This window comes from Neoroseomonas soli, assembly GCF_018129065.1.
GTDB lineage: Bacteria > Pseudomonadota > Alphaproteobacteria > Acetobacterales > Acetobacteraceae > Neoroseomonas > Neoroseomonas soli.
On the sequence record NZ_JAAEDM010000050.1, the window covers coordinates 17,344 to 26,955 of the forward strand.

The 9,612-nt window shown below is 71.4% G+C and carries 11 protein-coding genes; 5 read left to right on the forward strand and 6 right to left on the reverse strand.

Translation table 11 applies throughout. From position 1 onward, the window contains the following. Positions 1-260: 260 nt before the first annotated feature. Entirely contained in the window at positions 261-863 is a 603-nt protein-coding gene (locus GXW76_RS16640; protein WP_211863218.1) for a thiamine pyrophosphate-dependent enzyme, read from the reverse strand. A 4-nt stretch (positions 864-867) separates the two neighbouring features. Then, a complete protein-coding gene (locus tag GXW76_RS16645; protein ID WP_211863219.1) occupies positions 868-1,419 on the reverse strand; it encodes a thiamine pyrophosphate-binding protein in 552 nt (183 codons plus the stop codon). A gap of 89 nt (positions 1,420-1,508) precedes the next feature. Between GXW76_RS16645 and GXW76_RS16650 the strand changes: the two genes are divergently transcribed. The 3 genes from GXW76_RS16650 to arfB are packed head-to-tail and all read left to right on the forward strand — an operon-like array spanning position 1,509 to position 4,020. After that, a complete protein-coding gene (locus tag GXW76_RS16650) occupies positions 1,509-2,873 on the forward strand; it encodes an ethanolamine ammonia-lyase subunit EutB (protein WP_211863220.1) in 1,365 nt (454 codons plus the stop codon). Next, complete coding sequence (gene eutC / locus GXW76_RS16655) at positions 2,870-3,598, forward strand: ethanolamine ammonia-lyase subunit EutC (protein WP_211863221.1); 729 nt, start codon at positions 2,870-2,872, stop codon at positions 3,596-3,598. Before GXW76_RS16650 ends, eutC begins: the two co-directional genes overlap by 4 nt. Continuing rightward, positions 3,595-4,020: an alternative ribosome rescue aminoacyl-tRNA hydrolase ArfB gene (arfB, locus tag GXW76_RS16660; RefSeq protein ID WP_211863222.1), complete on the forward strand. Its 426-nt coding sequence runs from the start codon at positions 3,595-3,597 to the stop codon at positions 4,018-4,020. The genes eutC and arfB overlap by 4 nt, the downstream gene beginning before the upstream one ends. 3 nt (positions 4,021-4,023) lie before the next feature. On the opposite strand, the gene GXW76_RS16665 is transcribed toward arfB, so the two are convergent. Both GXW76_RS16665 and GXW76_RS16670 read right to left on the reverse strand, forming a co-directional pair. Continuing rightward, on the reverse strand, positions 4,024-4,476 hold the full coding sequence (locus tag GXW76_RS16665) for a nucleoside deaminase (protein WP_211863223.1): 453 nt from the start codon (positions 4,474-4,476) through the stop codon (positions 4,024-4,026). Positions 4,477-4,487: 11 nt separating this feature from the next. Next, positions 4,488-5,222: an SDR family NAD(P)-dependent oxidoreductase gene (locus GXW76_RS16670; RefSeq protein WP_211863224.1), complete on the reverse strand. Its 735-nt coding sequence runs from the start codon at positions 5,220-5,222 to the stop codon at positions 4,488-4,490. Positions 5,223-5,354: 132 nt separating this feature from the next. Here GXW76_RS16670 and GXW76_RS16675 point away from each other — a divergent pair, with 132 nt between their 5' ends. Both GXW76_RS16675 and GXW76_RS16680 read left to right on the forward strand, forming a co-directional pair. Further along, on the forward strand, positions 5,355-6,620 hold the full coding sequence (locus GXW76_RS16675; RefSeq protein WP_211863225.1) for a glycosyltransferase family 4 protein: 1,266 nt from the start codon (positions 5,355-5,357) through the stop codon (positions 6,618-6,620). After that, a complete protein-coding gene (locus GXW76_RS16680; RefSeq protein ID WP_211863226.1) occupies positions 6,617-7,618 on the forward strand; it encodes an asparaginase in 1,002 nt (333 codons plus the stop codon). Before GXW76_RS16675 ends, GXW76_RS16680 begins: the two co-directional genes overlap by 4 nt. 9 nt (positions 7,619-7,627) lie before the next feature. Here the strand turns inward: GXW76_RS16680 and GXW76_RS16685 are convergent, their stop codons facing one another. Continuing rightward, on the reverse strand, positions 7,628-8,179 hold the full coding sequence (locus GXW76_RS16685) for an HPF/RaiA family ribosome-associated protein (RefSeq protein WP_211863227.1): 552 nt from the start codon (positions 8,177-8,179) through the stop codon (positions 7,628-7,630). A 94-nt stretch (positions 8,180-8,273) separates the two neighbouring features. Then, positions 8,274-9,611: a nicotinate phosphoribosyltransferase gene (locus GXW76_RS16690; protein WP_211863228.1), complete on the reverse strand. Its 1,338-nt coding sequence runs from the start codon at positions 9,609-9,611 to the stop codon at positions 8,274-8,276. Position 9,612: the final 1 nt, after the last annotated feature.

The window sequence follows — 9,612 nt, forward strand, 5'->3', positions numbered from 1 at the left end:
TGCGCAGGGCCGGCGGGGTTCCATGGCGCCCGGGCCAAGGCCGGGCGGCCCGTTCCGGGGCAGGCAGGCGACGGCGGTGCATCTGTTTCCTCCGTTGGACCCGTGCACCGGTCTTTGCCGGCTTGCGCTTGCGGCACGAGGGGGCCTTGCCCCCTCGCACTCCCCCACCGAGGCCCGAAAGGCCCTCGGAACCCGTCATGGTTTCCAAAGGCCTTTCGGCCTTTGGCGGGGTGGTCCGGAGGGGCGGCGCCCCTCCGGTCTCAGAGCTGGTGGTGCGCCGCAGGCCCGAGGATGGCTTCGCGCATCCGGGCCTGGATGATCGACCCGTCGCGCGGCGGCAGGACCAGCTTCTTGCTGGTGGCGTCGATCTTCGCCACCGCGAAGAACGGGCCATTGCCCTCGTGGATCGCGGCCTTCAGCGCCGGCACTTCCCCGGGCTTGGTGACGAACATGGTGCGCGGGATGCCGGCTCCCTTCGCCATCGCCACCAGGTCCACGCCATGCTTGGTCGCGGTTTCCTGCATGCCGGTCTCGCCGTAGTGCTCGTTGTCCTGCACGACGATCGAAAGATTGCGCGGCTTCTTGACCGCGATGGTCGCCAGCGCGCCGATGCCCATCAGCATCTCGCCGTCGCCGGTGATGACCAGCACCTTGCGGTTCGGCTGTGCGAGCGCGAGGCCGAGGCCGATCATCGCCGCCCCGCCCATGCCGCCCCACAGCGGCAGGTTCAGCGGGTGGTCGCCCACCGCCGTGATGTCCCAGGCCGGCGCGCCGAGGCCGGCGATCACCGCCATCTCGCCCCGGTCCTCGAGCAGGACGCGGGTCAGCTCACGACGATCGAGCTTTCCGGATTCCGCGAGCATCGTCTCAATCCTTGCCGAAGGTCTTGGCGCCGATGACGCGCTGGCCGATCAGCGTCGCGGTCGGGCGGAAGGTGTTGAAGGCCATGCGGATGGTCGCGTCCACGGTCGGCGCGATGTCCTCCGGCGTGTCGGCGCGGCGCACCAGCGTGCCCATCGCCTCCAGCACGGACTGCGTCGCCGCGCCCATCGGGATCTGCGCCGGGTTGAACTCCCCGAAATCGCCGCGCATCGTCACCAGCATCGGCATCGGGCAGCGATGGATGTGCGACAGCGACAGCATGTTGATGCAGTTGCCGACGCCCGAGGACTGCATCAGCAGCACGCCCTTGTCCCCGCCGAGCCAGGCGCCCTGGAGAAGGGCGATGCCCTCTTCCTCGGTCGTCAGCGTGGTGACGATGATCTCGTTATCCGCGAGGCAGCGCTTGATCAGGCGGGAATGGCCGGCATCGGGCACGAGCGCCACCTGGCGGATCTCATGCTTCTTCAGCAGGTCGTAGATCTGGTCGGGCCAGGACGCGGCCGCGTCCGGCGCCTGGTCGATCGCGTTGGGATCCATCCGTTTCCTCGGTCATCTGGGACGGCGCATCCTAGGGCGAGGGGCGGGGCTGGCAAGCCGGGGCCGGGCCGCGCCATCATGGGGCCGCCATGCCCTTCGCGCAGACCATCGGCGGCACCCGCTACGTCTTCGACGACCTGAAGACGCTGCTGGCGCGCGCCACGCCGCTTCGCTCCGGCGACGTTCTCGCCGGCATCGCGGCGAGTAGCGCCGCGGAGCGCATCGCGGCCCAGCGCGCCCTGGCCGACCTGCCGCTCGTGCACTTCCTGACCGGGACGGTGATCGCCTATGAGGCCGACGAGGTCACGCGGCTGATCCTCGACCGTCACGATGCCGCGGCCTTCGCACCGGTGCGCAGCCTGACGGTCGGCGGTTTCCGCGACTGGCTGCTGGCAGCCGAACCGGCGGCGGTGACGGCGCTCGCCCCCGGCCTGACACCGGAGATGGTCGCGGCCGTTTCCAAGATCATGCGCGTGTCCGACCTGATACAGGTCGCCGCGAAATGCCGCGTGGTCACGCGCTTCCGCAACACCATCGGCCTGCCGGGGACGCTGTCCATCCGCCTGCAGCCGAACCACCCGACCGACGACCCCCGCGGCGTGACGGCGAGCGTGCTGGACGGGCTGCTGCTCGGCGCCGGGGATGCGGTGATCGGCGTGAACCCGGCGACCGACAATATCGACGCGGTGATGCGGCTGCTCGATTTGCTGGACACGGTCCGCGACCGCTTCGCCATCCCGACCCAGTCCTGCGTGCTGTCGCATGTCACCACCACCATGCTGGCGATGGAGCGCGGCGCGCCGGTCGATCTCGTGTTCCAGTCGATCGGCGGGACGGAGGCGACGAACGCCGCCTTCGGCGTCTCGCTGTCGTTGCTGCGGGAGGCACGGGACCAGGCACTGTCGCTGAAGCGCGGCACGCTCGGCAGCAACGTGATGTATTTCGAGACCGGCCAGGGCAGCGCCCTCTCTGCCGAGGCGCATCACGGCGTGGACCAGCAGACGCTGGAAGCCCGTGCCTATGCCGTGGCGCGGGAGTTCTCGCCCCTGCTGGTGAACAGCGTCGTCGGCTTCATCGGCCCGGAATACCTGTTCGACGGCAAGCAGATCCTGCGCGCGGGGCTCGAGGATCATTTCTGCGGCAAGCTGCTCGGCCTGCCGATGGGCGTGGATGTCTGCTACACGAACCACGCCGAGGCCGACCAGGACGACATGGACACGCTGCTGACCTGCCTCGCGGTTGCGGGCGTGACCTATGTGATGGGCGTGCCGGGGGCGGATGACGTGATGCTCGCCTACCAGTCCACCTCCTTCCATGACGGGCTGACGGCGCGCGCGATGCTCGGCAGGCGCGCGGCGCCGGAATTCGAGGAATGGCTCGCACGCATGGACATCGGCATGGATGCCGAGCGGATTCCGGCGCGGCTTTCGCCGGCGCTGATCGGGCTCGCATGACGGCGCCCTCGCTCTGGCGCGACCTGCGCCGCTTCACCGAGGCGCGCGTGGGCCTCGGCCGCGCAGGGACGGCGCAGCCGACGGCGGCGCATCTCGACTTCCAGGAATCCCACGCGCGGGCGCGGGATGCGGTGTGGTCGGTGCTCGACGTGCCGGCGATGGAGGCCGCGCTGGTGGCGCTCGGCCTGCCGGTGCTGCGGGTGCGGAGCGCAGTGCCGGACCGCCGCGCCTACCTCCTGCGGCCGGATCTCGGGCGACGCCTTGCCGCGGGCACGACGCTGCCGCGCGCGCCGGGCAGCGTCGCCTTCGTGGTGGCGGACGGGCTCTGCGCCATCGGCGTGCAGCGCCACGCGCCTTCGGTGCTGGAACGGCTGGCGCCGGCGCTGGCCCTGCCACCCGGCCCGATCGTGATTGCCGAGCAGGCGCGCGTCGCCCTCGGCGACGAGATCGGCGAGGCGATCGGCGCCGCCGCGGTCGTGGTGCTGATCGGGGAACGGCCGGGGCTTTCCGCAACCGACAGCCTCGGCCTCTACCTGACCTGGGCGCCGCGGCGCGGGCGCACGGATGCGGAGCGCAACTGCATCAGCAATGTCCGTCCCGGTGGGCTGTCCTACGAGGACGCCGCCGCCAAGGCAGCCTGGCTGCTGCGCGCGGCGCAGGGGCTGGGTGCGACAGGCGTCGCGCTGAAGGACGAGATGCCGGCCACCGCACTGCCCGCGCCATGAGCATCCGCGTCACCGCCCGCATCGCGATCGAGGAGGACGAGTTGCAGGAGGATTTCCTGCGCGCCTCGGGCCCCGGCGGGCAGAACGTCAACAAGCTGGAGACGGCGGTGCAGCTGCGCTTCGCCGCCATGGCCTCCCCCAACCTGCCCGAGGCGGTGAAGGCACGCCTCGTCACGCTCGCAGGCCGCCGCATGACCAAGGACGGCGTGCTGGTCATCACCGCCCAGCGCCACCGCACGCGCGAGCGCAACCGGGAGGACGCGCTGGAACGGCTGCTCGACCTGCTGCGGGAAGCCGCCACGCCGCCGCCGCCGCCGCGCAAGGCGACCAAGCCGACGCTCGGGTCGAAGAGACGCCGCCTGGACTCCAAGACCCGCCGCGGCGAGACCAAGCGCCTGCGGAGCGGGCGGCCGGAGGACTGACGCCTACTCGGCGATGTCCTCCGCCCAGACCTCCGGCCGTTCCTGCTGGAAGCGGCGCATCAGCGCCTGGCAGCGGGCGTCGTCCAGCACCACCACCTCGACGCCACGGGATCGCAGGAACTCCTCGTTGCCGCCGAAGGTCGCGTTCTCCCCCACCACCACGCGCGGGATGCCGAACTGCACGATGGTGCCGGAACACATCATGCAGGGGCTGAGCGTGGTGTAGAGCGTCGCGCGCCGGTAGTCGCGGCGCCGGCCGGCATTGCGCAGGCAATCCATCTCCCCGTGCGCGATGGGGTCGCCCTGCTGCACACGGCGGTTGCGGCCGGTGGCGACGACCTGGCCGTCCACCACCAGCGCCGCGCCGATCGGCACGCCGCCTTCGGCCATGCCCTGTTCCGCCTCGGCGATGGCGGCGCAGATGAAGCGGCGGTCCGCCGCGCCTGGGCTGTCCATGGCGGCCCCGCTCAGCTCAGCATCTGCCCGCCATCGACCACGATGGTCTGCCCCGTCACCCAGCGCGCGAGCGGGGAGGCGAGGAACAGCGCGACATCCGCCACCTCCTCCGGCATGCCCAGCCGGCCAAAGGGGATGCTGCCCAGGATGCGGTCGTAGAGCGCAGGGTCCTCCGCCCGCCGCTTCTCCCAGGTGCCGCCGGGGAATTCGATGGAACCGGGGGCGACGGCGTTCACGCGGATGCCGTCCTTCGCCAGCGCCGCCGCCTGGGACGCGGTGTAGTTGATCACCAGCGCCTTCACCGCGGCATAGGCCGGCGTCCGCACCGAAGGGCCGAGGCCGGAGATCGAGGTGGTGTTCACGATGCAGCCCTTCGCTTCCCGCAGATGCGGCAGCGCCGCCTGGCTCGCCCGCACCGTCGCCATCACGTCCACGTCGAGGCTCTTCCTCCAGCCTTCCTCGGTGTCGCCCGCGCCGAAGCCGGAGGCGTTGTTCACCAGCACGTCCACGCCGCCCAGCGTGGCCGCCGCCTCCGCCACCCAGGCGGCGACCTGCGCGCCGTCGGCGAGGTCGGTCGGCTTCACATGCGCCACGCCCTCGGCCTTCAGTGCTGCCAGCGCATCCGCGCCACGCGCGCAAGCGGAGACCCGCGCCCCCGCCCGGGCGAAGCCGAGCGCGATTGCCCGTCCGATTCCGCGGCTGCCCCCCGCCACCAGCACACGCCGTCCCGTGAAGTCGAAGCCCATGTTCCAGAATCCCGCTGTCCTGCCGCCGCATCCTGGCGCCACCGGCGCACCGCCGCCAGACGCCCCGTTGCCGCGCCGCGCGAATGGCGGCATCAAGGGCCCCGGGGACGCGACAGGGGGAGATGGCCTTACGTGGTGCAGGCGCTGTTCATCCACCAGAACTTCCCGGGACAGTACCGGCACCTCGCGCCCATCATCGCGCAGCGCAAGGGCGCGCGCGTCATCGGCCTCGGCGAGCGCGCCAATCCCTGCCCGCCCGGCGTGACCCACCTGCGCTATCCACCGCCCGAGGGCGCGGGGGAGAAGACGCACCGCTATCTCCGCCCCGTCGAGGCCTCGGTGCGTCGCGGCCAGACCGTTGCGCGCGCGCTTGTCAGCCTCAGGCAGAAGGGCTTCGTGCCCGACATCATCTGCTGCCATCCGGGCTGGGGCGAAGGCCTCTACCTGCGCGACGTCTTCCCCGATGCGCGCATCCTCCAGTACTGCGAATTCTACTACCGGTCGGACGGCGGCGACGTCGGCTTCGACCCGACGCAGGAAGTGACGCTGGACGAGATGGCCCGCGTCCGCACGCTGAACATGACGCAGCTCCAGTCGCTCGAGGCGACGGACTGGGGCATCTCCCCCACGCACTGGCAGCGCAGCCGCTACCCGGCCTTCATCCGTGCCAAGACATCCGTCGTGCATGAGGGCGTGGACGCGAACTTCGCGACGCCGAAGGGCGCGACCACGGTGAAGCTGCCGGACCGCACCACCTTCACGAAGGGCGACGAGATCTTCACCTTCGTCTCCCGCAATCTCGAGCCCTATCGCGGCTTCGACGTCTTCATGCGGGCCCTGCCGGAGATCCTGGCGCGCCGCCCCGGCGCCCACGCCATCATCGTGGGCGGGGACGAACGCGGCTACGGACGCCTGCCCGCCGACAACCGCTCCTGGAAAACGGTGATGATGGAGGAAGTCGGCGCGAAGCTCGACATGTCGCGCGTGCACTTCACCGGCCGCATCCCGCATGAGGCGCTGGTCGCGCTGTTCCGCATCTCCCGCGCGCATGTCTATTACACCTACCCCTTCGTGCTCTCCTGGTCGCTGGTCGAGGCGATGGGCTGCGAGGCGCTGGTCATCGGTTCCGACACCGCGCCGCTCGCCGAGGTGATGCGCCACGAGCAGAACGGCATCCTGCTGCCCTTCTTCGACCATGCCCGCATGGCCGACGCGGTGGTGGACGCGCTCGCGAACCCGGATCGCTACGCGCCGCTGCGCAAGGCCGCGCGGCGCACCATGCTCGAACAATTCGACCTGCATGCGATCTGCCTGCCTAAGCAGGTCGCGCTCTTCGACGCGGTGCTGCAGGGCAAGCCGGGCACCGCCGCCATTCCTGTCCCCGAGGGCACCCCATGACATTCCCCTTCGTGCCGATGGCGGAAATCCGCCGCGGCGGCATCCTGGAAAGCATCCATCACGGCATCGCCGTGGTGGCCGACGCCGAAGGCCGCGTGCTGCAGGCCTGGGGCGATCCAGCCTTCGTCACCTTCCCGCGCTCCTCGCTCAAGCCCTTCCAGGCGATCCCGCTGGTCGAGAGCGGGGCGGCGGATGCGGCGGGGCTGACGGAGGAACACCTGGCGCTCGCCTGCGCGTCCCACAGCGCGGAGGATTTCCAGGTCGCGCTGGTGCGCGGCTGGCTGCAGCGGCTGGGGCTGACGGAATCGGCGCTGGTCTGCGGGCCGGACATGCCGCGCAGCCAGGCCGACCAGGCGGCCGTATGGCGGTCGGGCGGCGACCGCTCGCGCGTCTTCCACAACTGCTCGGGCAAGCACTGCGGCTTCCTGACGCTGTCGCAGCACATCGGCGCGCCGGTGGCGGGCTACGGCGACCCGGCGCATCCGGCGCAGAGGCTCTACCTGGAAGCCTTCTCCGAACTGCTGGGCGAGGACGCGGCGAGGCTGCCGCGCGGCATCGACGGCTGCGGCCTGCCCGCGCTGGCGCTGCCCATGCAGACCATGGCGAAGGGCGCCGCTCGCTGGGCCGCGGCGAAGGTGGCGACCGAGGCGCGCCGCACCGCCATCCGCCGCCTGCAATCGGCCATCCGCGCCTATCCGGACCACCTCTCGGGCCGCGATTCCGCGACCGGGAAGATCGTCCGCGCGACGCAGGGCCAGGTGCTGCTGAAGGGCGGCGCCGAGGGCTACGTCGTCGGATTCGTACCGGAGAAGGGCCTGGGCATCGCGGTGAAGCTCGCCGACGGCGCGGCGCGCGCGAAGATGGGCGTCTTCGCGGCACTGCTCGGGCGGCTCGGCCTGACCGACGCCGCCGATGCGCTGGCCGGGGCGGTGGAAGGCGAGATCCGCGACAGCAACGGCGGGACGGTCGGCAGCATCCGCGTGACGCTGCCGGCCTGACCGAAGGGCTTACCCCGCCCGGTGCACCGCGCTCGCCTGGGGGCCGTTCTCGCCTTCGGTGACGGCGACGCGCACATGGTCGCCGACCTTCAACTGCGCGAAGCCGTTCCCGACGACCGCATTGCGGTGGAAATACACCTCCTGCCCGCCGTCGAGGGCAAGGAAGCCGTAGTCCTGCCCGGCGACGAAGCGCGTGATGCGTCCGGGGATCAGCGCCGGCTCATGGTGCTTCACCACGCCGCCGAGCTTGCGCACATGGTCCTCGAGTTGCCGCGTCGCGGCGGCGAAGGCATCGCGCAGCGCGACGTACGGATCCTCGTGCGCGTGGTCCTGCGCTCCGCCGTTGCCGGCGACGATGCGCCCGCGCGGCACGTCCAGCTCGACCCGGGCGCGGTAGAGGTTGCCCTGGTGGTGATGGCGGTGCGGCGCCTCGATCGTGACATGGCAGCGCAGGATGAAGTCCGCGAAGCGTTCGATGCGCGCCGCCTTGTCGCGGATGCGCGCCTCCATCGCGGGCGACGGATCCATGTCCTTGAATGTGATCTGGAGCGGAATGGTCATGGTGTTGCTTCCTTCCGCGGCCGCACCCTTCACCGGGGCGACACCCGTTGGATAGCACAATCGCCCCGGCCTTCCCGATCGGTCTTGATGAAGGTCAAGCGGTCCCGGCGTTGGCGGCGGCGATGCGCGCGCGGACCTGGCCGTCCTCGGCCGCCAGCGCCGGGCTGACGGCCACGGGATACGGCACCCCAGCCGGCGCCAGGGCGCGCAGCGCGGCCGGTAGGGCGGCAATGCGTGTCGCGGCGGCCTGCCGCGCGGCAGCGAGCGGCTGGCGCGGCGCCAACCGATGCCCGCCCGCCATGACGGGACGCAGCAGCGCTTCGCCCGGCAGCCGTTCCGCCGCGAGCGCGACGGTGTCTCCCTCGGCCGTGCGGAACACCTGCTTGCGTCCGGGCAGCGTGCGCTTGCCCTCCGAGAGCTTCATCCGCCCCACCCCGGCATAGGCGGTGAGCTTGTAGGCGATGTCGAGCGCGGGCAGGTCCGCCGAGACGCTCATGTCGGTGCCCACCCCGAAGGCGTCGATCGGCGCGCCGGCGGCGAGCAGCGCGGCGATGCGCCACTCGTCCAGCCCGCCCGAGGCGAAGATCTGCAGGTGTTGCAGCCCCGCGGCGTCGAGGATGCCGCGCGCCTGCCCCGCCAGCGCGGCGAGATCACCGGAATCGAGGCGGATGCCCCGCACGCGGAAGCCCTCGCCCATCTCCCGCGCCAGCGCGACGACGCGATGCACGCCCGCCATCGTGTCGTAGGTGTCCACCAGCAGGATCGTATCCGGGTACTGCCGCGCGAAGGCGCGGAAGGCGTCCGCCTCGCGCTCGAAGGCCTGCACGAAGCTGTGCGCCATGGTGCCCGCGACCGGAATACCGTGGCGCGCGCCGGCGAGCACGTTCGATGTCGACGCGACGCCCGCGACATGGAAGGCGCGCGCGCCGGCCAGCGCGGCGTCGATGCCCTGCGCGCGGCGGCTGCCGAAATCCACCACCGGCCGCCCGGCCGCAGCCGCGACCACGCGCGCCGCCTTGGAGGCGAGCAGCGTCTGCGTCCCCACCATGTTCATCGCCAGCGTCTCAAGCAGTTGCGCCTCGGCGATCGGCGCGACCACCTCGATCAATGGCTCGTTGGCGAAGACCGGCGTGCCTTCCGGGATCGCATGCACCGCGCCCGAGAAGCGGAAGCGCGCCAGCCAGGCGAGGAAGTCCTCGGGGAATTCGCCGAGGTCGCGCAGACAGGCGAGGCTCTCGGGGCCAAAGCGAAGCTTCTCCAGCGTATCGACAAGGTCTTCCGCCCCGCAGGCGAGCAGGAAGTTCCGCTGCGGCGGCAGGCGGCGGACGAAGAGGCTGAACACCGCCTCCTCCTCCATGCCGAGCGCACGATAGGCGTGCGCCATGCGGAATTCGTAGAGGTCGGCGAAGAGCTCGAGCCCTTGCGCCGACACG

Bases quoted from the DNA above. Each gene is read 5' to 3' on its own strand.
- GXW76_RS16640 (WP_211863218.1), bottom strand. From the start codon at position 863: ATGCTCGCGGAATCCGGAAAGCTCGATCGTCGTGAGCTGACCCGCGTC.
- GXW76_RS16645 (WP_211863219.1), bottom strand. From the start codon at position 1,419: ATGGATCCCAACGCGATCGACCAGGCGCCGGACGCGGCCGCGTCCTGG.
- GXW76_RS16650 (WP_211863220.1), top strand. From the start codon at position 1,509: ATGCCCTTCGCGCAGACCATCGGCGGCACCCGCTACGTCTTCGACGAC.
- eutC (WP_211863221.1), top strand. From the start codon at position 2,870: ATGACGGCGCCCTCGCTCTGGCGCGACCTGCGCCGCTTCACCGAGGCG.
- arfB (WP_211863222.1), top strand. From the start codon at position 3,595: ATGAGCATCCGCGTCACCGCCCGCATCGCGATCGAGGAGGACGAGTTG.
- GXW76_RS16665 (WP_211863223.1), bottom strand. From the start codon at position 4,476: ATGGACAGCCCAGGCGCGGCGGACCGCCGCTTCATCTGCGCCGCCATC.
- GXW76_RS16670 (WP_211863224.1), bottom strand. From the start codon at position 5,222: ATGGGCTTCGACTTCACGGGACGGCGTGTGCTGGTGGCGGGGGGCAGC.
- GXW76_RS16680 (WP_211863226.1), top strand. From the start codon at position 6,617: ATGACATTCCCCTTCGTGCCGATGGCGGAAATCCGCCGCGGCGGCATC.
- GXW76_RS16685 (WP_211863227.1), bottom strand. From the start codon at position 8,179: ATGACCATTCCGCTCCAGATCACATTCAAGGACATGGATCCGTCGCCC.